The organism is Novosphingobium arvoryzae (assembly GCF_014652615.1).
Classification (GTDB): Bacteria; Pseudomonadota; Alphaproteobacteria; order Sphingomonadales; family Sphingomonadaceae; genus Novosphingobium; species Novosphingobium arvoryzae.
On the sequence record NZ_BMZD01000010.1, the window covers coordinates 13,418 to 40,291 of the forward strand.

28 protein-coding genes are annotated in these 26,874 nt (G+C 68.2%); 6 read left to right on the forward strand and 22 right to left on the reverse strand.

Features of this window, described 5'->3' with window-relative positions; all coding sequences use genetic code 11:
- Positions 1-4 precede the first annotated feature (4 nt).
- The gene (locus tag IE113_RS14665) at positions 5-703 is read left to right on the forward strand and encodes a uroporphyrinogen-III synthase (protein ID WP_189542814.1); all 699 of its coding nucleotides are present in this window, start codon (positions 5-7) and stop codon (positions 701-703) included.
- Between the two features lie 24 nt (positions 704-727).
- Positions 728-1,690 carry a hypothetical protein gene (locus tag IE113_RS14670; RefSeq protein ID WP_189542816.1) on the forward strand — a complete coding sequence of 321 codons (963 nt, stop codon included), beginning with the start codon at positions 728-730 and terminating at the stop codon, positions 1,688-1,690.
- 59 nt (positions 1,691-1,749) lie between these two features.
- Here the strand turns inward: IE113_RS14670 and IE113_RS14675 are convergent, their stop codons facing one another.
- Positions 1,750-2,964 carry an FAD-dependent monooxygenase gene (locus IE113_RS14675; protein WP_189542818.1) on the reverse strand — a complete coding sequence of 405 codons (1,215 nt, stop codon included), beginning with the start codon at positions 2,962-2,964 and terminating at the stop codon, positions 1,750-1,752.
- A gap of 200 nt (positions 2,965-3,164) precedes the next feature.
- Entirely contained in the window at positions 3,165-4,847 is a 1,683-nt protein-coding gene (locus IE113_RS14680) for an alkaline phosphatase family protein (protein WP_189542820.1), read from the reverse strand.
- Between the two features lie 206 nt (positions 4,848-5,053).
- Here IE113_RS14680 and IE113_RS14685 point away from each other — a divergent pair, with 206 nt between their 5' ends.
- Positions 5,054-7,060, forward strand: coding sequence for a protein-disulfide reductase DsbD family protein (locus IE113_RS14685; protein ID WP_229822572.1), 2,007 nt, complete (start codon positions 5,054-5,056; stop codon positions 7,058-7,060).
- 10 nt (positions 7,061-7,070) lie between these two features.
- On the opposite strand, the gene IE113_RS14690 is transcribed toward IE113_RS14685, so the two are convergent.
- Positions 7,071-7,826: an SDR family NAD(P)-dependent oxidoreductase gene (locus IE113_RS14690; protein ID WP_308430080.1), complete on the reverse strand. Its 756-nt coding sequence runs from the start codon at positions 7,824-7,826 to the stop codon at positions 7,071-7,073.
- 171 nt (positions 7,827-7,997) lie between these two features.
- On the opposite strand from IE113_RS14690, the gene IE113_RS14695 reads away from it, so the two are divergent.
- Positions 7,998-8,369 (forward strand): protocatechuate 4,5-dioxygenase subunit alpha, encoded by a 372-nt coding sequence (locus IE113_RS14695; protein WP_189542824.1) that lies wholly within the window; start codon positions 7,998-8,000, stop codon positions 8,367-8,369.
- Positions 8,362-9,249: a class III extradiol dioxygenase family protein gene (locus IE113_RS14700; protein ID WP_189542826.1), complete on the forward strand. Its 888-nt coding sequence runs from the start codon at positions 8,362-8,364 to the stop codon at positions 9,247-9,249. Before IE113_RS14695 ends, IE113_RS14700 begins: the two co-directional genes overlap by 8 nt.
- A gap of 304 nt (positions 9,250-9,553) precedes the next feature.
- On the opposite strand, the gene IE113_RS14705 is transcribed toward IE113_RS14700, so the two are convergent.
- The 10 genes from IE113_RS14705 to ccoN all read right to left on the reverse strand — a co-directional run bounded on the left by IE113_RS14705 (position 9,554) and on the right by ccoN (position 18,919).
- Positions 9,554-10,867 (reverse strand): radical SAM protein, encoded by a 1,314-nt coding sequence (locus IE113_RS14705; RefSeq protein ID WP_189542828.1) that lies wholly within the window; start codon positions 10,865-10,867, stop codon positions 9,554-9,556.
- Positions 10,868-10,927: 60 nt separating this feature from the next.
- Positions 10,928-11,179, reverse strand: coding sequence for a hypothetical protein (locus IE113_RS14710; protein WP_189542830.1), 252 nt, complete (start codon positions 11,177-11,179; stop codon positions 10,928-10,930).
- Positions 11,176-11,361 (reverse strand): cbb3-type cytochrome oxidase assembly protein CcoS, encoded by a 186-nt coding sequence (gene ccoS, locus IE113_RS14715; protein WP_189542832.1) that lies wholly within the window; start codon positions 11,359-11,361, stop codon positions 11,176-11,178. The genes IE113_RS14710 and ccoS overlap by 4 nt, the downstream gene beginning before the upstream one ends.
- Positions 11,358-13,415, reverse strand: coding sequence for a heavy metal translocating P-type ATPase (locus IE113_RS14720; protein ID WP_189542897.1), 2,058 nt, complete (start codon positions 13,413-13,415; stop codon positions 11,358-11,360). The genes ccoS and IE113_RS14720 overlap by 4 nt, the downstream gene beginning before the upstream one ends.
- A 62-nt stretch (positions 13,416-13,477) precedes the next feature.
- Complete coding sequence (locus tag IE113_RS14725; RefSeq protein WP_189542834.1) at positions 13,478-13,957, reverse strand: FixH family protein; 480 nt, start codon at positions 13,955-13,957, stop codon at positions 13,478-13,480.
- Positions 13,958-13,959: 2 nt separating this feature from the next.
- A complete protein-coding gene (gene ccoG, locus IE113_RS14730; protein WP_189542835.1) occupies positions 13,960-15,405 on the reverse strand; it encodes a cytochrome c oxidase accessory protein CcoG in 1,446 nt (481 codons plus the stop codon).
- Positions 15,392-16,309: a cytochrome-c oxidase, cbb3-type subunit III gene (gene ccoP / locus IE113_RS14735; RefSeq protein WP_189542836.1), complete on the reverse strand. Its 918-nt coding sequence runs from the start codon at positions 16,307-16,309 to the stop codon at positions 15,392-15,394. The genes ccoG and ccoP overlap by 14 nt, the downstream gene beginning before the upstream one ends.
- Positions 16,299-16,472 (reverse strand): cbb3-type cytochrome c oxidase subunit 3, encoded by a 174-nt coding sequence (locus tag IE113_RS14740; RefSeq protein ID WP_189542838.1) that lies wholly within the window; start codon positions 16,470-16,472, stop codon positions 16,299-16,301. The genes ccoP and IE113_RS14740 overlap by 11 nt, the downstream gene beginning before the upstream one ends.
- Positions 16,469-17,248 (reverse strand): cytochrome-c oxidase, cbb3-type subunit II, encoded by a 780-nt coding sequence (gene ccoO / locus IE113_RS14745; protein WP_189542840.1) that lies wholly within the window; start codon positions 17,246-17,248, stop codon positions 16,469-16,471. The genes IE113_RS14740 and ccoO overlap by 4 nt, the downstream gene beginning before the upstream one ends.
- A gap of 12 nt (positions 17,249-17,260) precedes the next feature.
- On the reverse strand, positions 17,261-18,919 hold the full coding sequence (gene ccoN / locus IE113_RS14750) for a cytochrome-c oxidase, cbb3-type subunit I (protein WP_189542842.1): 1,659 nt from the start codon (positions 18,917-18,919) through the stop codon (positions 17,261-17,263).
- A 253-nt stretch (positions 18,920-19,172) separates the two neighbouring features.
- On the opposite strand from ccoN, the gene IE113_RS14755 reads away from it, so the two are divergent.
- Positions 19,173-19,850 (forward strand): OmpW/AlkL family protein, encoded by a 678-nt coding sequence (locus IE113_RS14755; protein WP_189542844.1) that lies wholly within the window; start codon positions 19,173-19,175, stop codon positions 19,848-19,850.
- A 23-nt stretch (positions 19,851-19,873) separates the two neighbouring features.
- Here IE113_RS14755 and IE113_RS14760 read toward each other — a convergent pair whose 3' ends face one another.
- The 9 genes from IE113_RS14760 to IE113_RS14800 form a co-directional block, all read right to left on the reverse strand.
- Complete coding sequence (locus IE113_RS14760) at positions 19,874-20,572, reverse strand: Crp/Fnr family transcriptional regulator (RefSeq protein WP_189542846.1); 699 nt, start codon at positions 20,570-20,572, stop codon at positions 19,874-19,876.
- Positions 20,573-20,611: 39 nt separating this feature from the next.
- A complete protein-coding gene (locus IE113_RS14765; RefSeq protein WP_189542847.1) occupies positions 20,612-21,343 on the reverse strand; it encodes a sigma-70 family RNA polymerase sigma factor in 732 nt (243 codons plus the stop codon).
- Positions 21,340-23,403: a flagellar biosynthesis protein FlhA gene (locus tag IE113_RS14770; RefSeq protein WP_268248120.1), complete on the reverse strand. Its 2,064-nt coding sequence runs from the start codon at positions 23,401-23,403 to the stop codon at positions 21,340-21,342. Before IE113_RS14770 ends, IE113_RS14765 begins: the two co-directional genes overlap by 4 nt.
- A 68-nt stretch (positions 23,404-23,471) precedes the next feature.
- Positions 23,472-24,311, reverse strand: a complete 840-nt coding sequence (locus IE113_RS14775) for a transglycosylase SLT domain-containing protein (protein WP_229822556.1) — start codon at positions 24,309-24,311, stop codon at positions 23,472-23,474.
- 56 nt (positions 24,312-24,367) lie between these two features.
- On the reverse strand, positions 24,368-24,727 hold the full coding sequence (locus tag IE113_RS14780) for a flagellar protein FlgN (RefSeq protein ID WP_229822558.1): 360 nt from the start codon (positions 24,725-24,727) through the stop codon (positions 24,368-24,370).
- A complete protein-coding gene (gene flgM / locus IE113_RS14785; protein ID WP_189542851.1) occupies positions 24,724-25,017 on the reverse strand; it encodes a flagellar biosynthesis anti-sigma factor FlgM in 294 nt (97 codons plus the stop codon). Before flgM ends, IE113_RS14780 begins: the two co-directional genes overlap by 4 nt.
- An 83-nt stretch (positions 25,018-25,100) precedes the next feature.
- Positions 25,101-25,577 (reverse strand): flagella basal body P-ring formation protein FlgA, encoded by a 477-nt coding sequence (locus tag IE113_RS14790; protein ID WP_189542853.1) that lies wholly within the window; start codon positions 25,575-25,577, stop codon positions 25,101-25,103.
- A complete protein-coding gene (locus tag IE113_RS14795; protein ID WP_189542854.1) occupies positions 25,574-26,014 on the reverse strand; it encodes a hypothetical protein in 441 nt (146 codons plus the stop codon). The genes IE113_RS14790 and IE113_RS14795 overlap by 4 nt, the downstream gene beginning before the upstream one ends.
- Positions 26,011-26,676 carry a MotA/TolQ/ExbB proton channel family protein gene (locus IE113_RS14800; RefSeq protein WP_189542856.1) on the reverse strand — a complete coding sequence of 222 codons (666 nt, stop codon included), beginning with the start codon at positions 26,674-26,676 and terminating at the stop codon, positions 26,011-26,013. Before IE113_RS14800 ends, IE113_RS14795 begins: the two co-directional genes overlap by 4 nt.
- Between the last annotated feature and the right edge of the window lie 198 nt (positions 26,677-26,874).

The following is a 26,874-nucleotide window of genomic DNA, read 5'->3' on the forward strand; positions in this document are numbered from 1 at the left end:
CGCCGTGGTCCCGCTGATCGTCATCCGCCCCGAACCCGGCTGCAGCGCCACGGTCGCGGCGGCGACGGCGGCAGGGCTGGACGTGCATGGCCACCCCTTGTTCGCGGTCCGTCCATGCAGCTGGCAAGCGCCCGATCCGGCGCGCTTCGACGCGCTGCTGGCGGGCAGCGCCAACGTGTTCCGCCACGGCGGCCCCGGCCTGGCCGGGCTGAAGCGCCTGCCGGTCTATGCCGTGGGGGAAACGACAGCGAGCGCCGCGCGGGCGGCAGGCTTTGCCGTCGCAGCAGCAGGCAGCGGCGGGCTGCAAGCGGTACTGGATAGCGTGGTCCCCTCCGGCGCGCGATTGCTGCGGCTGGCCGGGGATGAACGCGTGCCGCTGCACCTGCCGCCGGGGCTGCGGATCGAAGAACGGGTGGTCTATGCCAGCAAGCCGCAGGATATGCCGCCCGAGCTGATCGAGCGGCTGCGCGCGCCCGCGATCATCGCGGTGCATTCGGCCGAGGCCGTGCGCCACCTGACCGCGCAATGCGTCTATCACGGCATTCGCCGCGCCCCGCTGCGGATCGCGGCGCTGGGCCAGCGGATCGCCCAGGCGGCGGAAGGCGGCTGGGGCGAAGTGGCCGTGGCCGCCCTGCCCAACGATACCGCGCTACTGGCATTGGCCCGCCAGATGTGCCAAGACCCCGGTCCCAAGGGTCGATAGGCAAGAACAGGACGGCACCTCAAGATGCCAGATGATTACTTCACCCGCTCGCAGGCCGCCGCAGCCGCGCGGCGCAGCGGGCCTTCGCTGCGGGCCGTGCTGGGAACTTCGCTGCTGGCGTTCATCGGCGGGGCCGCGCTGGTCGGCTGGCTGGTCTGGGATGGCCGGATCACGCTGACCCAGAATGACGCCGCCCCTGCCCCGGCGAGTGCCAGCGCCAGCTTTGCCAACTTGCCCAAGCCCGCCGCCAGCCCCACTGCCGCCGCTTCGTCCGAAGCCGCGCAGGATGCCGCGCTGGGGGGGATGGACCAGCGGATCGCCGCGCTGGAGCAGCGCCTGACCCGGATCGACCTGCAAGCCGCCGCAAGCGAGGGCAACACGGCCCGCGCCGAAGCCCTGCTGGTGGCTTTCGCCGCCCGCCGCGCGCTGGAACGCGGCGCGCCGCTGGGCTATCTGGCCGACCAGCTGAAACTGCGCTTTGGCGAGGCCCAGCCGGGCGCGGTCGCCACCGTGATCGACACCGCGCAGAACCCCGTCACGCTGGACCGGCTGGCGGGCCAGTTCGATGCCCTCGCCCCCACCCTGATCAACGCGCCGCGCGGCGAATCCGGCTGGGACCAGTTCACGCGCGAGCTTTCCGGCCTGTTCGTGATCCGCCACGGCGACGGCCCCTCGGCCCGCCCCGAACAGCGGCTGGAGCGCATCCGCGTGCTGCTGCGCACCGGCCAGATCGACGCCGCGCTGGCCGATGTGGAGCGCCTGCCCGGCGCTGCCGCCGCAGGCGAATGGACCAATGCCGCCCGCCGCTATGCCGCTGGCCAGCGCGCGCTGGACCTGATCGAGACGACCGCGCTGATCGATACGCAGCGGCTCAAAACCGCGAGCGGCGCACCGGTTGAGCAGCCGGGAGTGGACGCTGCACCAGCCCCCGCGAACCCTGCCCCCAAGGCTGCCGCGCACGGCACCGTCCCCGCGAAACCGATTTAGGGTCTGATCCAAACCAGACGGTTCGGATGGTGCGGCATTCCACGGTAGTGGAAAATACTCTAGGCGCGTAGCAACTCCGGCAAGTCGCCGGACATGCCGCGCGCTTCTTCCATGAAGAACTTCTTCAGCCAGCCAGTGCGCTGGACCACGCCCATGCCCATGCGCCGCACCAGGCTGGGCAGCCGGCCGGGAATGCCGAACAGCCGCACCAGCGCGTCGGTCGCGGCCATCACGGTCAGGCTGTCGACGCTGCGCCAGCGTTCATAGCGGGCCAGCACTTGCGCATCGCCCGGTTCCAACCCCAGCCGCATCCCGTCGGCCAGCACCTGCACCAGCGTGCCGACATCGCGCAGCCCCAGGTTCAGGCCCTGCCCCGCGATCGGGTGCATCCCGTGCGCCGCATCGCCGACCAGCGCCAGCCGGTCCGCCACGATGCGGCCCGCATGGTGGAAGTTGAGCGGATAGGCCATGCGCGGCGCGATCAGTTCGATTGCGCCGAAGATCCCGTCCATCCGCCGCTGGATTTCGTTGAGGAACGCCGCGTCCGGCAGCGCGATCACCCCGGCGGCATCCTTTTCGCCCACGGTCCAGACCACCGCGCTGCGATGACGGCCATCGGGCAGGTCGAGCAACGGCAGCAGCGCCAGCGGTCCCGCCGGGAAGAAGATTTCCCATGCCACCCCGCCGTGCGGCTGTTCATGCGTGATCGCGGTCACCATCGCGCGGTGCGAATAGTCCCACTTGGCGGATTTGAGGCCGGATTCCAGCCGGGTTGGCGATTGCCGCCCTTCCGCGCCGACCAGCAGGCTGCCCTGCAGCACGCGCCCGTCGCTCAGCGTCACCGCCACGCCGTGCGGGCCGCGGTCCCGCTTCACCGGTTCCACCCCGCTGTGCCAGGCAATCGCGCTTTCGCCGCGCGCGGCCTCGAACAGGGCAAGGCGGATGTCGCGGTTGGCATACATCCGGCCCAGCGTGCCTTCATCGGCCTGCGGCTTGAAATCGATCCGGCCGGGGCGCATCGCATCGGTCACCGCAATCGCCTCGATCGCGCAGCCCAGCGGCTCCAGCCGGTCCTTCAGCCCGATATTGCAGAACAGGTTCCAGCTGGCGGTCGAAATCGCCGAGGCGCGGCCATCGACGCCTTCCGCCGTCAGGTCCTCCGGCAGCGCCTTGTCCACGACGTGGCTGGTAATGCCCTGCTTCGCCGCTGCCAGCGCCAGCGTCATGCCGACGAGGCCGCCGCCGAGGATCACGAGATCGCGCTTGTCCGTCATGGTTCAACCTGCTGCTTGAGTCGGCCCGCTATGTAGGACGCCTTGATCCCGCTTCGTAGGGCAAAGATCAATTTTACCGACTTTTGGGCAGGTCGGGACAAACACCCCTCGTCATTGCGAGCGTAGCGAAGCAATCCAGGGCGTGCGCGCAATTCGCTCTGGATTGCTTCGCTACGCTCGCAATGACTAAGAAAAGCGGCTCACTTGACCGCGCAAGTATCCCGTTCCCCGCCATCGAGGTCGAGGCAGCGGCCGTCCCATGTGCCGTCCGGCGTCTTGACGCCCACCAGCGCGGCCAGCGTCGGCGCGATGTCGACCGTTTCGACCGGGGCCCCCTGTTCGAACGGGGTCAGCCCCTTGCGCCAGAACAGCATCGGCACGCGGCGGTCATAGTCATAGACGCTGCCATGCGTGGCGATATAGGCGCCCGGCATCGGTTCCGGGATCGGCGTGACCGCGCGGTCGAGCAGGATCAGCACATCGCCCGAACGCTCTGCATCGAACGAGGCGCGGACGCGGTCCAGAATGCTCCAGTCCTGCGCGTTGGCCCTCGGCATCGGCATCCGCGCAAGTTCGCCGTTGGTGTAGACCGCGGCGACTTGCGGGTGGGCGCGGGCAATGGAGACCAGCGCATCGATCACGCGGTCCTTCTCTTGCGCCGAAAGCCCGCGATTGACGTAGAAATCGCCCGACGCGCCATCGGCATAGAGCAGCGGGCCTTGTTTGGCGGAAATGCCGGTGCGCGCGGTGATCGCCTTGGCCAGCCGGTCCGGGCGCAGCGCATCGTCCACCCGCACGGCGGCGGGCAGCGCCTGCTGGTTCGAGCGTTCGGGCGCGTCCAGCCCGCCGTGGTCGGCGCTCAGCACCACCGCGTAATCGATCCCGCGCGCGTCGAGGTGCGCCAGCAGCTTGCCGATCGCGGCATCGACTTCGGCCATCTGGATGCACATTTCCACGCCCTCGTTGCCGACCGCGTGGCCGATGTAGTCGGTCGCGGAAAGGCTGACGGAGAGCAGATCGGGCGCGGCGCCCTGCCCCAGCTTCATTTCATCGACCAGCCGGATCGCGAGCTCGGCCGTGGCCTGATCCATACGCGGCGAAATGCGCAAAGCATCGCCCTTCGCACCGGGTTCCAGCTTGAACCGCCCGGTGCCCACGGTGGACTTGCCGACCGCGATCGCCCGGTCCTGCGCGCCGCACCACGGCCGCGGGTTCAGCGCGGGCGCGCCGGATTTCAGCACTTTGGCCACGGCGGCATTCTGCGCCTGCACGGCGGGGGACAGCTCGCGCCCCTTGAAGGTGACGAAGGCGCTGCCCTTCCACCAGTATCCGGCGTCGATCTGGTGCCCGCCCATCATCACCACGGCGCGGTCCTTGGCCGATACGGCGACGTTGCGGCTGGCCGGGTTCGCGCGCTTCATCCATTCGCCCAGCGTGGGCACTTTCAGCAGGCTGGCGGACACCACCGGATCGCGCGAGGTGCTGGCCGGATCGCTGAGGTCTTCGGAGCAATAGATCCGCTTGTCCGCGCGGGCGATGCCGGGATCGAACCAGTTGTTGGCGATGATCCCGTTGCGCGCCGGGTGCGTGCCGGTCAGCAGGGTGGAGTGGCCGGGGCAAGTCTCGGTCGCGGCGTGCGACTGATAGCCGGATGGGAACACCGCCCCTTCCTGCAACCGCTTCAGCCCGCCGGTGTAATGGCGGCGATACTGGGCGAACAGGTCGGCGGAGAACTGGTCGACCGAGATCGCCAGCACCAGCTTTGGAGCAGGCTGGGGGGCAACTTGGGGCGCGGCAACAGGCGCGGGCGCTTCATCGGCCAGTGCGGGCGAGGAGAGCGCGGTAGCAAGCGCAAGGGCGGCGATCAGGGGGAAACGGCGCATCGGGCAATCCTGTTGGGGCGCTACCTGGCCCGACCGCCCCGCTACGGCCCAAGGGCGCGCTTGCGGGATGGCCACGGCACAGGCAAATAGCGCACGTGAACGCATCAGCAAATCCTATGCCCGCCGCCCGCCCCGCCCGCAAGCGCGGGCACGGCTGGCAATCCGGACAACCGGCCCGGCCGCTGTGGCAGTGGCTTGTTGCAGTGATGTTGCAAGTGCTGGCGCTGGCCCTGCCGGGGCAAGCGCTCGCGCGCGAGCCGAACATCACCGCCAGCCTCGTGGCCGAGGGACCGGGCGCGCCGGGGCAGACGATAACGCTGGCATTCGTGATGCAGCCCAAGCCCGGCTGGCACGGCTACTGGCAGAACCCCGGCGATGCGGGGCTGGGCATGGGGTTGGAATGGACCCTGCCGGCCGGCGCGAAAGCGGGCGCGCTGCAATACCCGGTGCCGGAAACGCTGCTGATTTCCGGGCTGATGAACCACGTTTACGAACATGACTATGCCGTACTCGTCCCGCTGACCCTGCCCGCCAATGCCGCGCCGGGGCAGCGGCTGGACGTGGCGGTCGATGCGACCTGGCTGGCCTGCACCGATGAAGTCTGCGTGCCCGAACAGGGGCGGCTCTCCACCACGGTCACTGTCGGAACAGGCATTGTCGGAACAGGGCGCGATGCCCGCTTCGATGCCTGGCGCGCCGCCCTGCCCGCGCCGCTGGGCAGCCCGGCAAGTTTTGCGTGGGACGGGGCGAAAGTGCGCATCGGCATTCCCCTGCCCGCCGCCGTCCAGCTCGATTCGCCGCACCTGTTCCTCGGCGATGACCGCGTGGTCGATTACGCCGCACCGCAGAAGTTCTTCCGGCAGGGCGACCTGCTGGTGGTGGAACTCGACCGCGCGAAGATCGCCCCCGCCCAGCCGGGCGCGCTGAACGCGGTGTTGCGCCTGAACGGCGCGGGCGACGGCGTGACGCTGACCGCCGCACCCGGCGCAGTGAAACCGGGCGGAGAGCCGGTGGGCGAAGCGCGTTCCAGCGCCCCGCTGGCGATGCTGGTGCTGGCCGCGCTGGCCGGCGGCCTGCTGCTCAACGTCATGCCCTGCGTGTTCCCGATCCTCAGCCTCAAGGCTTTGAGCCTCGCCCGCGCGGGCGAGAGCGAGGCACAGGCCCGCGCCGAAGGGCTGGCCTATACCGCCGGGGTCGTGCTGGCCTGTCTGGCGCTGGGCGGCCTGATGCTGGGCCTGCGCGCGGCGGGACAGGAAGTGGGCTGGGCGTTCCAGTTGCAGGAACCGCTGGTCGTTGCCACGCTGCTGCTGGTGGCGGTGGCGATCACCGCCAACCTCGCGGGCCTGTATGAGTTTGCGGTGCCCGGCTTTGCCAGCGCCGGATCGCCGCAGGGCGCCTTCGCCACCGGGCTGCTCGCCGCGTTTGCCGCCACGCCCTGCACCGGGCCGTTCATGGCCGCCGCGATGGGGGCGGCGCTGCTGCTGCCGACCCTGCCCGCGCTGCTGCTGTTCGGCGCGCTGGGGCTTGGGCTCGCGCTGCCGTTCCTTGCCATCGCCTTCGTCCCCGCGCTGCGGCGGATGCTGCCGCGCCCCGGCGCGTGGATGGTGTGGTTCCGCCGCGCGATGGCCGTGCCGATGGGGCTGACGGCGCTGGCGCTGGTCTGGCTGGCCAGCCGGGTCGCCGGATCGGCCTTTGCCCTGTCCGCCGCGTTGCTGGGCTTCCTGCTGGTCTGCGCGCTGCTGCTGCTGGGCCGGCGCCAGCGCCACGGCCTGTCAGGGGGCAAGCCGGTGCTGGCCGGGCTGGTCGCCATCGCGGTCATCGCCGCGCTGGGCCTGCCGACCGTGGTGCGCGCGCCCAGCGCCGCCGCCACCGGCATCCTCCCCGCCCAGCCGTTCAGCGAGGACGCGCTGGTCAGGGCGCGCGCCAGCGGCAAGCCGGTGTTCGCGTGGTTCACTGCCGACTGGTGCCTGACCTGCAAGGTCAACGAACAGGTCGCGATCGAGCGCGAGGACACTCGCGCCGCGTTCGAGCGCGCGGGCGTGGTGGTGCTGCGCGGCGACTGGACCCGGCGCGATCCCGCGATCACCCGCTTTCTGGCGGCGCAAGGTGCGGCGGGCGTGCCGCTCTATGTGTGGTATCCCGCTGGCGGGGGCGCGCCGCAGCAATTGCCGCAAGTGCTGACCCCCGCGATGCTGGCCGAACTGGCGAAGTAGGCTTCGCCGCTTACAGCACCTGCCCGTCGTCCACCGTGATCGTCGCGCCGGTCACGCAGGCCGAGGCATCGCCGCTCAGGAACAGCAGCGGCGCGTCGAGCGCTTCGATCGGGCACATCCGGCGGCGGTGGAAACTGGCGATCTGGCGCTGGCCGCCTTCGGTCTGGAACCAGTCCCCGGCGATCTCGGTCTGGATATAGCCGGGCTGGATCGTGTTGACGTTGATCCCCTGGCGCACCCATTCGCGCGCAAACTGGCGGGCCAGATGCGCCACCCCGGCCTTGGTCGCAGCATAGGCGCTTTCGCCCTGCCCGGTCAGTTCCGCCGTGATCGACCCGATCACCACGATTCGCCCGCGCCCGGTTTCCTTGAAGTTGGCCGCGATCATCCGCCGCGCCCCTTCGCGCGCGGTCAGGTAGACGCCGTTGAAGTTGGTCGCCACCACCGCCGCCATGTCCGCGGCCGGCACGTGGGTGGAGCGGCCATCGTGGGCGATCCCCGCGTTGCAGATTACCGTGTCGACCGTGCCGAACTTTGCCTCGGCCGCGTCATAAGCCGCGATCAGCGAGGCTTCGTCGGTCACGTCCATCGCCAGCGGCAGTGCGGCGTCGCCCAGTTCCGCGGCCAGCGCGCCCACCCGGTCCACCCGGCGCGCGCCGATCACCACTTTCGCGCCCTCGCGCACGAACAGCCGCGCGAAGTGCGCGCCGAACCCGGACGAGGCCCCGGTAATCAGGGCCACCCGGCCCGCCATTGACAGCTGCATCGCCATTCCTCTCGTCTTTATCGTTACCCGTTCGCACAAGCAGCCGCCTCCGCCAGCGTCAAGCGCGGTTATTTGTAAGCGCGGCATACAAAAATTTGCGATGTTTGATCTTGGTCAAGGTGCATGGGGTCGGACCGGGGGCATATCCTGTTTCAAGGAAAGGATTTGCTCATGGCCAGCACCGCTATACCCGGTACGCACATTTTCGACGGTGCTGCTGCGCGCAAGGGCTACGCGCTCAACGCGATGTGCTTTTCCTTCAACGAGGCTGCCAATCGCGACGCCTTCCTGCGTGACGAAGACGCCTATTGCGCCCGCTTCGGCCTGACTGCCGAACAGCGCGACGCGGTGGCGAAGCGCAACGTGCTGGCGATGATGGCAGCGGGCGGCAACATCTATTACCTCGCCAAGCTGGCCGGGATCTTCGGCCTCAACGTGCAGGACGTCGGCGCGCAGCAGACCGGCATGACCGTGGACGCCTTCAAGCAGATGCTGCTGGACAACGCGGCGGCGATCCCCACCAAGGAGATGGCCCATGGCTAAGGTTATCGGCGGCGTCTTTACCAGCCACGTCCCCGCCATCGGCGGCGCAATCCATCGCGGCGCGCAGAACGAACCCTATTGGAAGCCGTTCTTCGATGCCTGGCCGCCGGTGCGCGAATGGCTGGGCGAACAGGTGCCCGACGTGGTCATCATGTTCTACAACGACCACGGGCTGAACTTCTTCCTCGACAAGATGCCGACCTTTGCCATCGGCGCGGCGGCGCAATACCGCAACGAGGACGAAGGCTGGGGCCTGCCGCCCTTCCCGGTTCCACCGGGGCATCCCGAACTCAGCTGGGCGATCATCGAAAAGCTGGTTGCGGAAGAATTCGACATCACCACCTGCCAGGACATGCTGGTCGATCACGCCGCCTCCATCCCGCTCGCGCTGGCCTGGCCGGACCGCGAAGCGCCGGTGAAGATCGTGCCGATCGCGATCAACACCGTCCAGCACCCGCTGCCCAGCGCCAAGCGCTGTCTGGCCCTGGGCCGCGCGGTGGGCAAGGCGCTGGCCGAATGGCAGGGCGATGAAACGATCATGGTGATGGGCACGGGCGGCCTCTCACACCAGCTGGACGGCGAACGCGCCGGGTTCATGAACCCCGAATACGATCTGTTCTGCATGGACAACCTGTCGGCCGATCCCGATGCGCTGACCCGGCATTCGGTGCACGAAATCGTCGAACTGTCGGGCACGCAGGGCGTGGAAATCCTCAACTGGATCGCCGCGCGCGGGGCCCTGGGCGACAAGGTCCACGAAGTCAGCCGCAGTTATCACATTCCGATTTCCAACACGGCCGCCGCCGTCATGGTCCTGGAGACCGAAGCAGCGCGCGCCGCAGGCAACGCAGGAGCGGAAAAAACCGCCGAACTTGCCTGAACCGCAACCAGTTCTCCCCACCTGGAGCGACTGATCCCTTGGGACGGTCGCTCTCTTTTTTTGGCTGGTTGCCGCAGCCTGATGCCAGCAAGCGGGGGCGCCCGCAAGAGGGTTACGCCACAGCCTTCCAATATGAAGAAAACTGTCGCCAAAAACCCACACACTGACACACACCGTCACCATGCATCGTCACCCTGAACTTGTTTCAGGGTCTATCTCTCCTCCTGCACGGACAGTGCGGGCTGAGAAATGGATGCTGAAACAAGTTCAGCATTACGATGTGTTTGTGTGTGAAAGGGTCCGCCTAAACCGCCGAGCTGAACCGCCGCGCCGAATCCTGGCGATAGGGGTCGAACAGCGCCGCGATGGTGCGGGCATAGGGCAGTCCGCCCGGCAGGATCGACAGGCTGCCCCCATCCAGCACCGCCAGATCGCGCGCCAGGAACGGGGCCAGCCGTCCGCTGACTTCGGCCAGCAGATCGGCATCGATCCGCGCCGTGCCGTTGCACAGCAGCGCCTCAATCACCGCGCCGCGCCGCCGGTCGTCCGCACTGCGCCGCACGCCGCCGGTTGCGGGCAGGATATCCTGCGACAGCAGCATCCGGTAACGGCCGGCGTTCTTTTCGTTCTGCCACAGCACGTCGTCAAAGCAGCTGATCGATGAAGCCCCCAGCCCGATCAGGCTGGGCGCGGCGTCATCGGTAAAGCCCTGGAAATTGCGCCGCACGCGCCCCTGCGCCGCCGCGCGGGCCAGCGGATCGCCGGGCAGCGCGAAGTGATCGAACCCGATCGGCACATAGCCGGCCCCCGTCAGCAGGCGATAGCCGAAGTCCGCCATGGCAAAGCGTTCATCCTGCCCCGGCAGCGCGCTGGCATCGATCCGGCGCTGGCGCGGCAGCATGTGCGGCACGTGGGCATAACCGAACAGCGCGATCCGGTCCGCGCCCAGCTCCACCGTGCGGCGCAAGGTCGCTTCCAGCTGCTCCAGCGTTTGCCCCGGCAGGCCATACATCAGGTCGAAATTGAGCGAGGTGACGCCCGCCTTGCGCAACATGTCGGTCGCGCGGGCAATGTCGGCGTCGGGCTGGATGCGGCCGATCGCGGCCTGCAATTCCGGCGCGAAAGTCTGCACGCCCATGCTGGCGTTGGTCACCCCGATCCATTGCAGCACCTGGCCCCATTCGGGCGAGAGCGTGCGCGGGTCCAGTTCGATCGACAGCACCGGATCGACCAGCGCCATGTGCAGGGTCAGCGCATCGACGAGCCGGACGAAATCGGTGGGGGCGATGGCGTTTGGACTGCCGCCGCCAAACGCGATCCGCCGCACGTCGACCCGCCCGTCCAGCCGCGCGCCCGTGATGGCGATATCGCGGTGCAGCGCATCGAGATAGCTTGCCAGCCGGTGCTTCTTGTTCGCCGCCCCGGTGTTGCAGCCGCAATACCAGCAGATCTGCTCGCAATAGGGGATGTGGACATAGAGCGAGGCATCGCCCGCCGCGCGGCGCAGCGCCGCATCGGCATCCGCCGCCCCGACGGACGCGGTGAATTCCGCCGCCGTGGGGAAACTGGTGTAACGCGGCACCGGCGTTGCCAGAAGATCGGGATGATAAGGCCACATGGGAAGCTGTGTGGCAGATGCCATCGGCTCAAACATTGCGACTGCTCAAATTTGCGCGAATCAGGCCGCGGCGTCGTCGTCCGGCTTGCCGTCGCGCTTGCGCGAGCAGCTGGCATGGCAACCCTTGACGCAGCAGTTGGACTGGTCCTGCCCCGGCGCGCGCGGACCGTCCAGCGGCACTTCGACCATGCGCACCAGCCCGTCGCCGGTGCACAGCGGCATCATCATCGTCGCGCCGGCAGCCGGCCCGGCCAGGTTGAACGCGGCGGGAACCAGCGCCAGCATCGCGAAGTGCACGACCGAGCGCTTCATGGCTGCTCGTCCCCGGAGACTGCATCCCTGGGCGCTTCGTCGCCCTCGTCATCGATCAGGATGCGCGCGGCGGCGCCGTCCAGATCCTCGAACTGTCCGCGCTTCAGCGCCCAGAAGAACGCCAACAGACCGAACATCCCCAGCCCCAGCGCAATCGGGATCAAGACCGCCAGCCCGTTCATTTCGCCGCCCTCACCAGCCGCAGCGAGTTGGCGATCACGATCAGCGAACTGGTCGACATCGCCGCCGCCGCGATCAGCGGGGTGACATAACCCGCCATCGCCAGCGGCACGGCCAGCACGTTGTAGCCAATTGCCAGCACGAAATTCTCCTGCACCACGCGCATGGTCCGGCGCGCGGCGCGGATCGTGCGGGGAATGGCCGTCAGCGCATCGCCCAGGAACACGAAGTCCGCCGTCTGGCGGCCAACGTCGCTGGCGGTGCCTGGCGCGATCGAGGCGTTGGCCGCCGACAGCGCGGGGCCATCGTTAAGCCCGTCGCCCGCCATCAGCACCTTGTGCCCATCCGCTTGCAGCGCGGCGATGGCGGCCTGCTTGTCGGCGGGGGAAGCATTGCCCTGCGCGGTCAGCCCGGTGGCCTGCCCCACATCGGCCACGGCAGCGGCATTGTCGCCCGACAGGATCGCCGGTTCGATCCCCAGCGCCCGCATTTCGGCAAGCGCCCGGTCCGTTTCGGGACGCAGGCGGTCGGCAAAGGTGATCAGTCGCGCCGGCTGGCCGGCGATATCCAGCGCGGTTGCAATCCCGCTGGCGGCTTCGGGCCGGTGCAGCGCCACGGCCGCGCCGTTCCACTGTGCGCGCACGCCCTGCCCGGCCTGTTCCTGCACGTCGGTGAGCGCGGCCGGCGTGACCCCGCGCGCGACCAGTGCTTCCACCAGCGCGCGCGACAGCGGATGGCGGCTGTGCGAGGCGAGCCCCAGCGCAACCGCCGCCGCATCGGCGGGGAGCGCGTCCAGCGTGGCCGGATCGGGCAGCGGGCGACCCATCGTCAGCGTGCCGGTCTTGTCCAGCAACGCGCGGTCCACGCTTGCCAGCCGCTCCAGCGCGCTGCCGTCCTTCACCATCACGCCCTGCTTCATCAGCGCGCTGCACGCCACCACTTGCGCCACCGGCACGGCAAGGCCGAGTGCGCAGGGGCAGGTGATGATCAGCACCGCAATGGCGATGACCAGCGACTGGTGCACGCCCGCCCCGGCAATCATCCAGCCCGCAAACGTCAGCGCCGCCAGCGTATGCACGGCGGGGGCATAGAGCCGCGAGGCCCGGTCGGCGATGCGGACATAGGCAGAGCGGACCTGCCCTGACGCTTCCATCAGCCGCGCGATTTCGGCCAGCGTCGTGCCCTGCCCGGCGGCCGTGACGCGCACGTCGACCGGCGCATCGATGTTGAGCGTGCCCGCCAGCACCGGATCACCCACGCCGGCGGTCACGGGTGCGCTTTCGCCGGTCAGCAGCGACTGGTCGAACCGGCTGGCCCCGGCGATCAGTTCGCCATCGGCGGCAAGGCGCTCACCAGCGGCAACCCGCATGACCAGTCCGGGGACGAGGTCGGTCGCGGGCAGCCATTCCAGCCCCCCGTCCCGCGCCACGACCATCGCCCCCGGTGCGGCCTGGCGCAGCAGGGCATCGACCCCGGCGCGCGCGCGATCGCGCATCGCCGCGTCGAGCGCGCGCCCGGCCAGCAAGAACAGGAGCAGCATCAGGGTGCCGTCAAACCACGCATCCTTGCCGTGCGTGGCGGTTTCATACAGGCTGAGCGCGGTCGCCAGCGTGACGCCGATGGAAATCGGCACGTCCATGTTGGTGGTGCGCTTGCTCAGCGCGCTCCACGCCGAAGTGAAGAACGGCATCCCCGCATAGAGGATCGCCGGAACCCCGATCAGCGCTGAGAGCCAGTGGAACAGCACCTTGGTCGATCCGTCCGCGCCCGACCAGATGCTGACCGACAGCAGCATCACGTTCATGCAGGCGAACCCCGCCACCGCCAGCGGCGCCAGCAGCGGCTTCACGGCGGAGGGCGGCGGCGCGAGTTCCTCGCCCCGCGGCTGGCTGGCAAAGCCGACATTGCCCAGCGCATCCATCAGCGCGGGCATCGTCACCGCGGGATCGTGCTCCACCCGCACTTGCCGCGCGGTCAGGTTGACCCGCGCGGCAACCACGCCGGGCACCGCGCCCAGCGCGCGTTCGACTTTCGCCATGCATCCGGCGCAGTGCATCCCCGGCACGACCAGCACGGTCGATTCCGCAGGCGTCAGGCCGGTCGTGGGGGCAATCGCGTTCACTTGATGTCCAGTTCGGTCCGCCAGGGTTGACCTGCCGCGTCACGCGCCGCGATCCGCAGTTTCCAGCGGCCGGCCGGCAGCGCGGTTTCAGACAGGAACTGCCCGGCACCGGTCGCGCTGAACGCCAGCGCCACGTCGCTCTGGCGGCCCAGCGGATGGCGAGCGACCGCCGCAACCGTCACTCCCGGATCGGTTGCGCCAGCCCCATTCACTTTAGACAGCGTCAAGGCCACGCGCCCGTCGGCCTGCCGCGCGGCGGTGGCCGTCCACCCCAGCGCCTTCTGCTTTTCCGCCGCCGCCAGCCATTCGTTGTAGTTCTGGCTGGCGACATAGGAGTTTTCGACCACCACCCCGCCGAACGTCGAGGAGGCAAACCGGGCCATGACCAGGTTGACCGTGATCACCACCGCAAAGAACGACACGATGATCGCGGTGAAATGCCACCCGGTCAGCGGCCCTTTGGTGAACGCCTTCATATTCATTCCTCTGGCGCGTCGAAGCGCGCTTCGCTGGTGTCGCCACCGCCTTCGGCGTCGGTCGCCTTCAGTGCGAAACTGAACGACTGCGGCGTGGTATCGGACGGAGCGACGACATAGACCCGCATGACCTCGACCTGGTCGGGCGCAACGGTCACCCGGATTTCGCGCGCGGCCTTTTCGCGGGCCATTTCGTCGGTCCACATCACACCGCCGGGCAGCCCTTCCAGCGTCACCTGCATCAGACGCGGGCGGGTCTGCATGTTGCGCAGCTTGACCGTGTAGGCGTTGCGGATTTCCCCGTCGCTCATCAGCATGAACGGCGGATTGCGGTCCTTCTGCACCGACACGTCGATCTGGGTGCGCACGCCAAGGGCGAACAGCAGCGCCAGGCCGATGGCGCCCCACACGCCGAGGTAAACCAGCGTGCGAGTGTGGAACAATGCCTTCATGATCGGCTTGGGCTGGCCGCCGGCGCGCTCGATCTCGCAGTCTTCCAGCGTGGCATAGTCGATCAGTCCGCGCGGGCGGCCGATCTGCTGCATCACGCTGTCGCAGGCATCGATGCACAGCGCGCAGGTGATGCACTGGATGTCCGGCCCATTGCGAATGTCATACCCGGTCGGGCAGACGTTGACGCACTGGTTGCAGTCCACGCAATCGCCCACGGCGCCGGGGTTCTTTTCCGCCTTCTTGACGCTGCCGCGCGGTTCCCCGCGCCAGTCCTTGTACGTGACGATCAGCGACTTTTCATCGAGCATCGCCGTCTGGATGCGCGGCCAGGGGCACATGTAGACGCAGACCTGCTCGCGCATGAACCCGCCCAGCAGGAAGGTCGTCGCGGTCAGCACGGCGACGGTCGCATAGGCCACCGGCGCGGCATCCCCGGCCCAGAATTCGCGGGTCAGGGTCGGCGCGTCGGCGAAATACATGATCCATGCGCCGCCGGTCCAGAAGCTGATGACCAGGTAGATCGTCCACTTCAGGCCGCGCTTGAAGATCTTCTGCGGCCCCCACGGCGCCGCTTCCAGCCGCAGCTGGGCGTTGCGATCGCCGTCGATGAACCGGTCCACGTGCTGGAACAGGTCGGTCCAGACAGTCTGCGGGCAGGAATAGCCGCACCATGCCCGGCCCACCGCGCTGGTGACCAGGAACAGGCCGATGCCCGCCATGATCAGCAGCCCGGCCACGAAATAGAATTCGTGCGGCCAGATTTCGATCCCGAACATGAAGAACCGGCGGTTGCCAAGGTCCAGCAGGACCGCCTGATCGGGGGCATAGGGGCCGCGGTCCCAGCGGAGCCACGGCGTCCCGTAGTAGATGGCCAGAGTGACCACCATGACCAGCCATTTGAAGCGGCGGAAGCGGCCGTCTACCGCTTTGGGAAAGACGGCCTTGCGCTTCGCATAGAGGTCAAGATGGCCGGGGGCTGGTTCAGGGCTGTGCATTTCCAGTGTCCGCTGCTGCAGGAGTGGTCGGAGCTTCCGAGAAGTCTTCACCGCCCCCCAGCGAGTGGACATAGACTGCCAGCATCTTGATGGTCACCGCGTCAAGCTTGCCCCCCCAGGCAGGCATGACCCCGGCGCGCGCCTTGTGAATGCTCGCCGTGACCTGTTCCTTCTTGCCGCCATAGAGCCAGATGGCGTCGGCCAGGTTCGGTGCGCCGAACTGGCGCAGGCCCTTGCCATCGGTGCCGTGGCAGGCGACGCAGTTGGCCGCGAACACCGCCGCGCCGTTGGCATTGGCCGCAGCCTTGCCCGACAGCGACAGGACGTGATCGGCCACATCGCTGATCTGCGCCGCAGTCAGCAGCCCGTCCTGGCCGAAGCTGGGCATCAGGCTGGTGCGGGTCGCGTCATGGCCCGGCTGGCGGATACCGTGCAGCAGGGTGAACTCGATGTCCTTGACGTTGCCGCCCCACAGCCAGTCGTCGTCGTTCAGGTTGGGATAGCCGATGCTGCCCGCCGCGCCCGAACCGTGGCACTGCACGCAATTGACGAGGAACGCGGCCTTGCCGCCCGCCTTCGCCGCCGCCAGCAGCTTGGGATCGCCCGGGATCTGTTCGATCGGGGTGGCAGCCAGCGCGGCCAGCGTGGTGGCGCGGGCGGCTTCGGCGGCCTTGGTTTCGTTGGCCAGCTGGCCACGGCTGGTCCAGCCCCAGATGCCCTCGGTTCCCTTCGAGATCAGCGGCCAGGCGGGATAGACCACCATGTAGCCGATCGAGAACAGGATGGTCAGCACCCAGGTGATGATCCACCAGCGCGGCAGCGGGTTGTTCAGTTCCTCGATGCCGTCCCATTCATGGCCGACAGTCTCGACACCGGTCGGTTCGTCGATACGCTTATTCGCCATCGTCTTCGTCCTTGAAGATCATGTTTGCGGCCGCTTCGTTGTCTTCCCGGGCACCCGGCCGGAACGGCCAGAGCGCCAGCACCAGGAAAGTCACGACCATTGCGGCCAGCCCCCAGCTGTCGGCAAAGTGCCGCAGCGCGTCATATGTGGAGTGCGTGCTCACCGGCCCTTTTCCTTGGCCAGTTCCTCCTGCGCGGCGGCGCTGTTCACATCGACCAGCGTCCCCAGCATCTGGAGGTAGGCAACCAGCGCGTCCATTTCGGTCACGCGCGACGGATCGCCGTCAAAGTCACGCGCCTGGGCCTTGGGATAGCGCTTGAGCAGCCCGCTCGCGTCGGCATTGGGATCGGCCTGGACGGCCAGGTCGGCCGCGGCGTTCTCCACCTGCTCCTTGGTATAGGGCGTGCCGGCGCGGTAGAGCGCGGTCAGCGTTGCCGCCGGATCGCCCGCATCGAGGTCCTTCTTCGCCAGGAACGCATATTGCGGCATGACCGATTCAGGCACCACGCTCTGCGGGTTCTTCAGGTGCTGGACGTGCCATTCGTCCGAATAACGCCCGCCCACGCGCGCCAGGTCCGGCCCGGTGCGCTTGGAGCCCCACTGGAACGGCCGGTCATACATCGATTCCGCCGCCAGGCTGTAGTGGCCATAGCGTTCGACCTCGTCCCGGAACGGACGGATCATCTGGCTGTGGCAGACATAGCAGCCCTCGCGCACGAAGATGTCGCGGCCCGCCTGCTCCAGCGGCGTGTAGGGCCGCATCCCGTCCACCTTCTCGATCGTGTTGTCGATCCAGAACAGCGGCGCGATTTCGACGATCCCGCCCACGGTCACCGTGAGGAACGCGGCAACCCCCAGCAGCGCAACGTTGCGCTCAAGCTTCTTGTGACGGCCCCAAGCCTCCTTGGGTGCCTGATCCTTGATGGTTTCAGCAGTCATTGGAAGTCACCCTTATTCGGCAGGAACGGCGGTCAGCGGACGGTCGGCATCGGCCGAGTATTCCGGCTGATACAGCGGTTCTTCCTGGCGCAGGTTGCCGGCGATGGTCTGCCACACGTTGTAGGCCATGATGATCCCGCCCGTCAGGTACAGCACCCCGCCGAACGCGCGCAGCAGGTACATCGGGTGCAGCGCGGCCACGGTTTCGGCAAAGCTGTTCACCAGGTAGCCGTCAGCGCCGTATTCGCGCCACATCAGGCCCTGCATGATCCCGGCCACCCACATCGCGGAGGCGTAGAACACGATCCCCAGCGTCGCGAGCCAGAAGTGCCAGTTGATCATCCGCTGCGAATACATCCGGCTGCGGCCCCACAGGCGCGGCGCCAGGAAGTAGATCGCCGAGAAGGTGATCATCCCGTTCCAGCCGAGCGCGCCGGAGTGGACGTGACCGATGGTCCAGTCGGTGTAGTGCGACAGGCTGTTGACCGACTTGATCGACATCATCGGGCCTTCGAACGTGCTCATCCCGTAGAACGCGACCGAGATGACCATCATGCGGATGATCGGATCGGTGCGGACCTTGTCCCAGGCGCCGTTCAGCGTCATCAGGCCGTTGATCATGCCGCCCCAGCTGGGCATCCACAGCATGACCGAGAACACCATGCCCAGCGTCTGCGCCCAGTCGGGCAGCGCGGTGTAGTGCAGGTGGTGCGGACCGGCCCAGATGTAGAGGAAGATCAGCGACCAGAAGTGCACGATCGACAGGCGATAGCTGTAGACCGGGCGTTCGGCCTGCTTCGGCACGAAGTAGTACATCATCGCCAGGAAGCCGGCGGTCAGGAAGAAGCCCACCGCGTTGTGGCCGTACCACCACTGGACCAGCGCGCCCTGCACGCCCGCCCACAGCGGATAGCTGCGGCTGCCGAAGATGCTGACCGGGATGTTCACGTTGTTCACCAGGTGCAGCATCGCCACGGTCAGGATGAACGACAGGAAGAACCAGTTGGCGACATAGATGTGCGGCTCGGTCCGCTTGATCAGCGTAACCACGAAGACCGCCAGGTAAGCCACCCAGACCAGCGTGAGCCACAGGTCGACGTACCATTCCGGCTCGGCATATTCCTTGCCCTGGGTCACCCCCAGCAGGTAGCCGGTCGCGGCCAGCACGATGAACAGCTGGTAGCCCCAGAACACGAACTTCGCGAGGCCCGGCAGCGCAAGGCGCGTGCGGCAGGTGCGCTGGACGATGTAGAACGAGGTGGAGATCAGCGCGGTGCCGCCAAAGGCGAAGATCACCGCCGAAGTGTGCAGCGGCCGCAGGCGTCCGAACGTGGTGTATTCAAACCCCAGGTTCAGCACCGGGAAGGCCAGCTGCAACGCGATGTACAGCCCGGCCAGAAACCCGACGACGCCCCAGAAGGTCGTCAGGATCACGCCCCAGCGGACCAGATCGTCATCATACTTGCCCTGATCGGGCACCAGCTTGCCAAAGCCGGCGGTCGCCAGCTTGTAGTTGGTCCCGGTCAGCTTGATCACCAGCCCGGCCAAGGCCGCCAGTGCGAAAACAACCATGTGGACCGCAAACCCGGCATCAACCGCGTTCGCGTAAGCCACAATGGCGACGAATAGCGCAACCAGCCACCAGCCAGCGCGTGCCACTACGGATTCCATGAGCCCCTATCCCCTCATAGCAGGGTTAAATGAGAAAAAACTAATATTACCAATACTGTCCCATTTCAACCGGCTTCTGCATTGCAACATTGACCCGGATCAAATTGCACGGATTGCAACAAAAGTTCCCGGAAAAACGTGTGAAATTGCGAAATATCAATGTTCGCAGGCGCACCCTGGGCGCATTTCCCCTGTGACGCCGTAATTGCCTTGGTCGCACGGTGCGACCACTGCGGCGCTCGGATGAGGGATTATGAAGAAGCTCACCATCGCAGCGGCACTGGCTGCCGCCACCATGCTGGCAACGCCGGCCCAAGCCGCCGATCCGGAAGGCAAGATCCAGGTCAAGGTGCTCGCCACGGGCGTGCTGCCGGATGGCAAGATCGAATCGGTCAACGTCAACCTGACTGCCGCACCTTCCGCCGCGCTGGCGACCAAGGCCAATGACAACGTCGTCCCGACGCTGGCGGTGGAATACTTCGCCACGCCGAACGTCTCGGTCGAGACGATCTGCTGCTTCACCCAGCATCATGTTACCGGCACCGGCGCAATCGCTGGCGCGGATATCGCTCAGCATGTGCTGATCCTCCCCGCGACGGTCACCCTGAAGTACCACTTCAATGCCGGTGGGATCAAACCCTATGTCGGCGCTGGCCCGGCCGTGTTCTTCTATTTCGACGAAAAGCCCGGCGCGACCGCGCAGGCGCTGGGTGCGACCAAGCTGAAGATGGACAACAAGTTCGGCGTGGCGCTGCAGGCTGGCGTGGACGTGCCGCTGGGCGACTCGGGCCTGGGCATCTCGCTCGACGCGAAGCGCTATTTCATGAAGGCCAAGACGCACTTCTACACCGCTGGCGGGGTCGAAGCGCTGTCGACCACGCACAAGCTTGATCCGTGGGTTGTCTCGGGCGGTGTCTACGCCCGGTTCTGATCCGGTCCGTGGGCCGGGGCGGGTCAACCCGCCTCGGCCGCGAGGCCTTCCCGGTCGAGAATCACCACTTCACGGCGTGAGGGCAGGTCGATGATCCCATCGGCTTTCAGACGGGTGAACTGGCGGCTGACCGTTTCGATGGTCAGGCCCAGCACATCGGCCACCTGCTGGCGCGAAAACGGCAGGGCAAACTGGCGCAGCGGCAGATCAGGCGCATCGATGCAGCCCGGCTGGACCAGCCGCTCCGACATTTCCAGCAGGAAGCTGGCCAGCTTTTCGCCGGCGGACTTGCGCCCCAGCAGCAGCATCCAGCGCCGCGTGCGGTCCAGTTCGGCCAGCGTACGCTGCAACAGCTTGTGCTCCAGCGCGGGATGTTCGCGCGCGAAGGCATCGAAATCCTTGCGGCTGAACACGCAGACGCGCGCCTCGGTCAACGCGGTGACGCCGTGGCCGGATGTCGCGCCGAACGGGCGGCCGATGAAATCGGAAGGATAGACCACGCCGACGATCTGCTCGCGCCCGTCCTCCGTCCCGGTCGACAGCTTGAGCACCCCTTCGATGACGTTGGCGACGAGGACCGAATCCTCCCCTTCCCACATCAGCGATTCGCCGGGGGTCAGCGTCCGGCGGCGGCCGATATTATTCAAGGCCTTAAGCTCTTCCGTATCGAGGGAAGAGCAGATGGCGCGGTTGCGCACCAGGCAGGTATCGCAGGCGGTCATGGCGTAAGGCTATGCAGCGCCGGGCCTTTCTGTGCAAGATCATATAACATCGGCCACCCCGGCCAGCGCGCTCCGCAGCTTGTCGAGCGCCTGGGCTTTCAGCTGGTGGACGCGCGGGACCGATACCTGCAGCGCTTCGGCAATTTCGGCGAGATTGAGCTCCTCGACGAAGTAGAGCTGGATCACCAGCTGCAGCCGATCAGGCAGTTCGGCAATCGCCCCGGCCACGCTGAGGCGCAGTTCCTCGTCCTCCAGCAAGGCCAGACTGTCGGGGCGGGTATCGGCAAAGGCCATGTCGCTTTCGCTGTAAACCTCGTCGATCGCCTCGAATCGCACCGGCTCGCTGGCGGTCAGCATGGCGTGCAGTTCGGCCTCGGGCAGGCCCATCGCCTCGGCCAGTTCGGCGGCACTGGGATCGCGGCCCAATTGCCCGCGCAGCCGGGTCTGCGCCTCGCGCAGTTGCCGCCGCCGCTCGGTCGACCCGCGCGAGAGCGGCACGTGGCGGCGGATCAGGTCCACCATCGCCCCGCGCACGCGCAGCTTGGCGTAAGCGGCAAAGCCGTCCTCGGTCGGCCCGGCGTGGCGCTGGGCGGCTTCGGTCAGGGCGACCATGCCGGCCTGCATCAGGTCTTCCAGCTCGATCCCCGGCCGACCGCCGCCGTGGACGTGCCAGGCGATCCGGCGGACCATTGGCACGAACCGGCGGACCCGTTCGCTCGCATCGGTGCGATAGGCACCAGCGGCGGCAAAGCTGCGATGATCGTGTTTCATGCGGCGATACTTTCTGCTTCGGACAGGATTTCAGGGTGCGGGAGCGCAGCCGTCTGAACAGGGGCGGGCGCCGGGGCCGGACCGCCGATCACGGCGACCACCTCGATCGGCTGCGACACCGGCAGTTCGGCAATGGACAGCACCAGGCACGACGGCGCGCGCAGCTTCAGCAGCGCGGCCAGCGCGCGGCGGGCGCGGGGCTGGACGATCAGCGCCAGCGGCGGCGCGGACGGGCCGCGCTGGGCGATCAGATTGGCAACGTGTTCGCCGATGTTGCGGGCGAGATCCGGCTCGATCACCGGCTGGCCGGTGGCGGGGTCGGTCAACCCCTGGACGATGGCGGCTTCCAGCTGGGCATCCAGCGTCAGCACCGGCAAGCGCTCTCCCGGCGCGCAGATGCGCCCCACGATCAGCCCGCCAAGCTCCGCGCGGACCAGTTCGACCAGCCGGTCGTGGTCCAGCGTCTGCTGCACCGCTGTGGCCAGGCTGGAGAGGATCGGCAGCGGGTGGCCGATGGGAATCCCGTCCTCCAGCAGCGCCCGCAGCAGGCGCGTCAGCGCGGCGAGCGAGAGCGGCTGGGGATACACGGCCTCCACCAGCCCGGCGGAATGGTCCTTCACCCCGTCAAGGATCGCGCGGACTTCATCCGGCCCAAGCAGCGCCTGCGGCCGTTCGCCCAGCAGCTGGTTCAGCTGGGTGGCGATGACCGTGCTGGCATCGACCGTCAGGAACCCTTCGGCAATCGCATGGTCGCGCGCGGCCGGTTCGATCCACAGCGCCGGGCAGCCAAAGCTGGGATCGACCGTGGCTTCGCCCGCCAGCTTGTGATCGCCGCGCACTTCGCCCGCATCGATGGCCAGGATCCGGTCGGGGCGGATCGTGCCGCCCCCCAGCGGCACCCCGCCCAGCAGGATGCGATAGTCATTGGGCGAGATATCCAGCGAATCGCGCACCCGGAACTGCGGCACGACGAAGCCGAACGCCTGGCTGAGCTGCTTGCGCACGCCGGTAATCCGCGCGACCAGCGGCGATCCGCGCCGGTCATCGACCAGCTGGACCAGGCCATAGCCGAGTTCGATGGTCACCAGTGTGTGGTCGGACACGTCCTCCAGCACGATCCGCCCCGGATCGGCGGCGGGCGGTGCCTCGACCACGGCGGGTTCGGGCCGCGCCGCGCGCTCGCGCAGCTTGCGCCACAGCCAGAAGGCCAGGCCGGCAGCGGGCAGGAAAATCGTCTGCGGCATGGCCGGGATCACGCCGATCGCGCCAAGGATGATGGCGACCGGCAGCCACGTGCCGGGGCTGGCCAGCTGCCCGCCGATCTGCCCGGTCAGGTCGCGGCTGTCGGACACGCGGGTCACGATCACGGCCGCCGCGATGGACAGCAGCAGCGCCGGAACCTGCGCCACCAGCGCATCGCCCACGGCCAGCGTGACATACTTTTCCGCCGCCTCGCCCGCGCTCAGGCCGTGGCTGATCATCCCCAGGCAGAAGCCCGCGATGATGTTCACGCCCAGGATCAGCAGTGCGGCGATGGCATCGCCCTTCACGAACTTGCTGGCACCGTCCATCGAGCCATAGAAGTCCGCCTCGGTCGAAACCTCGCGGCGGCGGGCCTTGGCCTCGTCAGCGGTGAGCAGCCCGGCCGCCAGATCGGCGTCGATCGCCATCTGCTTGCCCGGCAAGGCATCCAGCGTGAAGCGCGCGGACACTTCCGACACGCGGCCTGCGCCCTTGGTCACGACCACCATGTTGATGATCATCAGGATCATGAACACGAACAGCCCGACCGCGAAATTGCCGCCGATCAGGAACGCGCCGAACGCCTCGATCACGTGGCCCGCCGCCGCCCCGCCCTGGTGCCCGTTGACCAGCACGACGCGGGTCGAGGCCACGTTGAGCGCGAGACGCAGCAGCGTGGCGAACAGCAGGACCGACGGGAAGGACGAGAAGTCGAGCGGCTTTTCCGCGTTCATCGCCGCCATCAGGATCGCCACCGACAGCGCGATGTTGAGGACGAAGAACACGTCCAGCACCACCGCGGGGGTCGGCACGATCATCAGGCAGATGAGCGTCAGGATCCCCGCCGGCAGGGCCAACGCCGTGGGATTGATGCGCGAGAGCCAGGTCACAGCCCGAACGCCCTGAGCTTGCCATAGGCGGCGCGGACATGGCCCGGCAGCGCGCTGGAGCCGCCCGCGCCGAACGTTGTCGCCAGCGTATCCGCCATCGACGGCCGCGCGGCCTCGGCCGGTGCGGCGGCGGCGGCGTGGAATTCGCGCGCGATGGGGCCGAGCGCGGGGTTGGTTGCGGCCAGACTGGTTGCAGCAACCGGCAGCGCGGTGCCGTCCATCGCGGCGGCAACCTTGCCGCGCAGCAGGTCCATCACCTGCCCGACCGAACGCGGCGCGCCATCGGCAAAGAAGACGCCCCGGTTCGCCGCCGCCGCCGCAGGCAGCAGCGCGGCGGCGGACTGGCCGGGATCGGCGGCAAGCGCGGTCAGAAACCGTCCGGCCCCTTCGGCCCCCAGGAAGTGTGCGACATACAGCTCAGCCGCGTCCGGCTCGCGCCCCAGCGTGGCGGTCAGGCTGGCGCGGTTGTCGTTCGCCAGTTCGGCAGCCATCAGCGCGGAGGCGGCGGGATCGAACCGCAGGGCCATGACTTCCGACCGCAGCGCCGGATCGCTGACTTTGCCGCCGGCAATCGCCGCATCGGCCCAGCCCAGCCCGTGCCGCTCGCCGTGGCGGTCCAGCATCGCCAGCCAGGTCCCTTGCGTGAACTGATAAAGCCCCGCCGCGCTGGACGTTTGCGCCCGCGCCGCGGGGTTCAGGCTGGATTCGATCCGCGCCTGCGCCAGCAGATAGGAAAAATCGACCCCGGTCGCCTGCGCGGCGCGGGCAATTGCCGCCTGCACGTCGGCCCGAACCGGACCGGCAGCAGCGGCAGCAATGGATGGTGTCTGGCTCAAGCCGAACTCCCGGTGCGAAATGACTTCGCTGGGGGTTCAGCAAGGGGCGTGCCAAATCAGATGCGGCCGCCCGTATAGGCATAGGCGGCGCGGGCATTGCCGGGCGCGTTGTAGAGCGCCGGACTGCCGGTCAGCGCGTCCAGCCGGGCGGCGACATTGGCCGCGATCAGGTTGCGAACCTGCCGGTTTACCTCGTTCAAACGCCGTGCGGCATCCAGCAGCCCCCGGCATTCCTCGTCGATCTGGCTGGCCTCCACGAAGGGGCCGCATTCGTCCAGCGTGCCGCACAGCGCGACCTTGTCCTGCGCGCAGCCCATGATCGCGTCCAGGTCCAGCCCGGCAAGCGCCTGCCGTTCGGCCTGCAACACGGCAATCATCTGCCGCAGGTTTTCGCGCATTGCGGTGGTTCCGCTCATTTCCCGCTCCTCAGCAGCAGGCCCGCTGCGATCATGGCATCCGCCACCCGCATCGGGATCACCGGGTAGTTGCCCCGGTCGATCGCCTTGCGGATTTCGGAGACCCGCTCCGCATCGACCGGCGCCGCGCCCGCCTTGAACGCATCGCTGCGCTCGACAGTGGGGGCATCGCTGGCCGCCGCCGCGTCCTTCGCGGCCGGGCGGGCATCCGGACGGGTGGCCCGAACATCCACCGCGCCAACGGCGCGGGCCGGTTGGAGGCCTTTCGGCCCGAATTCGATGGAAGGCATGGTGCCGCTCCTGGTTGATGGTTCACAGCCAAGGACGGCACTGGCAGCCCGCGTTTAAGGGCGGGCGGCAAGCTTTTTCCGCCCTACGGCAAATCCATTCCGACCACGCCGGGCCGGATCACCCGCGCGCGCAGCGGCTGGGCCTTGGGGTTCAGCGTGCGCACGCGGATCCACGCGCCCGCCGCGCCGCTTTCCAGCGCCTCGCCCGGTTGCGACACGGCAAAGCCGCTGCCGCTGACGGTGATGCTGATCGCGTCCCCGCGCGCGACGACCGGCGCGGCCGCTTCGCCGGGCAGGTCCTGCGCCGCCGCCAGCGGCACGAACAGCCGCCACCCGCCGGGCTGCGGGCATTCCACCCGCACGCGATCCCGCTGCGGCCCGTGCCAGGCCAGCGCCAGCGGCTGGGCGCAGGCCGCCAACCGCAAGCGCCGATCCACTGGCGTGGCGGGCGCTCCGGCAAAGGCGGCAACCGCGTGGTCGATCATGGCGAGGTCGGCCAGCGGCCCGGCCTGAGCGGGCGCCGCCAGCAGGGCCAGCGGCAGGATGGCATAACGGATCATCGGTCAACTCCGGTGGATTGAGGCTGCGAGGCTGGCTGCAATGCGCGTGCCAGACCCGCGCTCTGGTCATAGGTCAGCGTGGCATAGGGGGTGCCCTGCCCGTCCGGCTCGATCACCAGTCGCGCGGGCCGCCCCGCCCCGCGCGCCATTTCAAGCGCGAGGGCGGCGGCATCGGTGGGGGCAACAATCGTCAGGCGCTGGCGCGGATCGGCGGGCTGGGTTTTCAGCCAGCGCGCAAGTTCAGCCGCATCCACCCCGCGCCACACCGCGACCGGATCGGCCAGCGCCGGGGGCGCGGTCGGCGCGCCAGAGTTGGTAGCAGAGTGGGCGGGCGGCACGGCCGGTGCATCCTGCACCGCTGCTGCCGTGACCATGAACAGAATCAGCGACAGGTCGGCCAGCACCGTCTGCCAGCCGCTGCCCGCGCGCGCGATCATGCTGCCTCGGCCAGCGGATCGCCGGGGAGCGGCGGAGAAGCGGGGTTGAGATCGGCGAGCTGCGCGGCGAGCCAGTCGATCACCGCCTGCCGCTCGCGTTCCTCGGCCTGTGCGGCGCGCTCGATCATCCGGGCCAGCGGCGCGAGCAGCAGGTTCGCGGCGAGCAAGCCGTAGAGCGTCGTCACCACCGCCATCGAGATCGCCCCCGCAAACGCCCCGCGCGCCAGTCCTTCGACCGGCAACTGGCTAAGCGAAACGAGCGTTCCGGCAAGGCCGAACACGGGGGCCAGCTCTGCCGCCTGCGCCAGCGTGCGCACGGCCCGCTCCGCCCCGGCCAGCCGCCGCGCGCGAAACGCGGCGTGGCTTTCCAGCAGCGCCTGCACAGACCGGCGCGCGATCATCGCTTCGGTTGCCTGTTCGAACTCGTCATCGTCGAAATGATGCAGCGGCGCGCGCAGGAATCCGTCCTGGCGGATTTCCTGCACCTGCAGCGCCACTTCGGCGCGGGTGCCATCGGCGTCGAACTGCGGCTGGCCCAGCTGGCCCAGCTTGCGCAGTGTGATCCGGCAATCACCGATCCCGCAGCGCAGCACGGTCGCCAGCGCGGTGCCGCCCAGCACGATCAGGGCCGACGGGCCGTCGATCAGGGTCATCAGGTTCATCGCGGTGTGCACTCCTTCCCTCCGAAGGACGGCGGTGCGCGCAGCATTTCAGGCGGCAACCCAACTTTGCCGCATTCCGGCAAGGATTTGCCGCCTGCCCCGCGCCGCCGCAGCCGCAAACCCCCGGAAAACCGCCATTCGGCAAACTGGCACACCCTTTGCTCTTTGACAGGCACGCAACCAACCGGAGACGGGACA

Excerpts from the sequence above, each read along its gene's own strand:
- IE113_RS14670 (WP_189542816.1), top strand. The coding sequence starts at position 728 with ATGCCAGATGATTACTTCACCCGCTCGCAGGCCGCCGCAGCCGCGCGG.
- IE113_RS14675 (WP_189542818.1), bottom strand. The coding sequence starts at position 2,964 with ATGACGGACAAGCGCGATCTCGTGATCCTCGGCGGCGGCCTCGTCGGC.
- IE113_RS14680 (WP_189542820.1), bottom strand. The coding sequence starts at position 4,847 with ATGCGCCGTTTCCCCCTGATCGCCGCCCTTGCGCTTGCTACCGCGCTC.
- IE113_RS14685 (WP_229822572.1), top strand. The coding sequence starts at position 5,054 with ATGTTGCAAGTGCTGGCGCTGGCCCTGCCGGGGCAAGCGCTCGCGCGC.
- IE113_RS14690 (WP_308430080.1), bottom strand. The coding sequence starts at position 7,826 with ATGCAGCTGTCAATGGCGGGCCGGGTGGCCCTGATTACCGGGGCCTCG.
- IE113_RS14695 (WP_189542824.1), top strand. The coding sequence starts at position 7,998 with ATGGCCAGCACCGCTATACCCGGTACGCACATTTTCGACGGTGCTGCT.
- IE113_RS14700 (WP_189542826.1), top strand. The coding sequence starts at position 8,362 with ATGGCTAAGGTTATCGGCGGCGTCTTTACCAGCCACGTCCCCGCCATC.
- IE113_RS14705 (WP_189542828.1), bottom strand. The coding sequence starts at position 10,867 with ATGTGGCCTTATCATCCCGATCTTCTGGCAACGCCGGTGCCGCGTTAC.
- IE113_RS14710 (WP_189542830.1), bottom strand. The coding sequence starts at position 11,179 with ATGAAGCGCTCGGTCGTGCACTTCGCGATGCTGGCGCTGGTTCCCGCC.
- ccoS (WP_189542832.1), bottom strand. The coding sequence starts at position 11,361 with ATGAACGGGCTGGCGGTCTTGATCCCGATTGCGCTGGGGCTGGGGATG.
- IE113_RS14720 (WP_189542897.1), bottom strand. The coding sequence starts at position 13,415 with ATGCACTGCGCCGGATGCATGGCGAAAGTCGAACGCGCGCTGGGCGCG.
- IE113_RS14725 (WP_189542834.1), bottom strand. The coding sequence starts at position 13,957 with ATGAAGGCGTTCACCAAAGGGCCGCTGACCGGGTGGCATTTCACCGCG.
- ccoG (WP_189542835.1), bottom strand. The coding sequence starts at position 15,405 with ATGCACAGCCCTGAACCAGCCCCCGGCCATCTTGACCTCTATGCGAAG.
- ccoP (WP_189542836.1), bottom strand. The coding sequence starts at position 16,309 with ATGGCGAATAAGCGTATCGACGAACCGACCGGTGTCGAGACTGTCGGC.
- ccoO (WP_189542840.1), bottom strand. The coding sequence starts at position 17,248 with ATGACTGCTGAAACCATCAAGGATCAGGCACCCAAGGAGGCTTGGGGC.
- ccoN (WP_189542842.1), bottom strand. The coding sequence starts at position 18,919 with ATGGAATCCGTAGTGGCACGCGCTGGCTGGTGGCTGGTTGCGCTATTC.
- IE113_RS14755 (WP_189542844.1), top strand. The coding sequence starts at position 19,173 with ATGAAGAAGCTCACCATCGCAGCGGCACTGGCTGCCGCCACCATGCTG.
- IE113_RS14760 (WP_189542846.1), bottom strand. The coding sequence starts at position 20,572 with ATGACCGCCTGCGATACCTGCCTGGTGCGCAACCGCGCCATCTGCTCT.
- IE113_RS14765 (WP_189542847.1), bottom strand. The coding sequence starts at position 21,343 with ATGAAACACGATCATCGCAGCTTTGCCGCCGCTGGTGCCTATCGCACC.
- IE113_RS14770 (WP_268248120.1), bottom strand. The coding sequence starts at position 23,403 with ATGATCGTGCCGACCCCCGCGGTGGTGCTGGACGTGTTCTTCGTCCTC.
- IE113_RS14780 (WP_229822558.1), bottom strand. The coding sequence starts at position 24,727 with ATGAGCGGAACCACCGCAATGCGCGAAAACCTGCGGCAGATGATTGCC.
- flgM (WP_189542851.1), bottom strand. The coding sequence starts at position 25,017 with ATGCCTTCCATCGAATTCGGGCCGAAAGGCCTCCAACCGGCCCGCGCC.
- IE113_RS14790 (WP_189542853.1), bottom strand. The coding sequence starts at position 25,577 with ATGATCCGTTATGCCATCCTGCCGCTGGCCCTGCTGGCGGCGCCCGCT.
- IE113_RS14795 (WP_189542854.1), bottom strand. The coding sequence starts at position 26,014 with ATGATCGCGCGCGCGGGCAGCGGCTGGCAGACGGTGCTGGCCGACCTG.
- IE113_RS14800 (WP_189542856.1), bottom strand. The coding sequence starts at position 26,676 with ATGAACCTGATGACCCTGATCGACGGCCCGTCGGCCCTGATCGTGCTG.